The following is a 301-nucleotide window of genomic DNA, read 5'->3' as shown; positions in this document are numbered from 1 at the left end:
CCCCCCCCCCCCCCCCCCCCCCCCCCCCCCCCCCCCCCCCCCCCCCCCCCCCCCCCCCCCCCCCCCCCCCCCCCCCCCCCCCCCCCCCCCCCCCCCCCCCCCCTTTTCAAGCCGAAGACGGCATACGCGATGATACCTCCTGTCTCGTGGGCTCGGAGATGTGTATAAGAGACAGGTGCAGACACGCCGGAAAAAATTGCTAAACTGAGTGAGGAGCAGAAGCAGAGTCTCAGTGCGCTATCGACGCTGGCAGCAGGTTTAGCTGGCGGTGTGACGGGTGATAGCACCGCTAACGCTGTGG

At 70.1% G+C, this 301-nt stretch carries 1 pseudogene; it reads left to right on the top strand.

The window, feature by feature from the left end:
• Positions 1-195 precede the first annotated feature (195 nt).
• A pseudogene (locus tag JHD74_RS26945) lies at positions 196-301 on the top strand (VENN motif pre-toxin domain-containing protein); the annotation flags it as partial.

It is taken from the genome of Serratia sp. ASV30 (assembly GCF_016428815.1).
GTDB lineage: Bacteria > Pseudomonadota > Gammaproteobacteria > Enterobacterales > Enterobacteriaceae > Chania > Chania fonticola_C.
The sequence above is the reverse complement of the archived record's forward strand: the minus strand, read 5'-3'. Positions and strand labels throughout refer to the sequence as shown.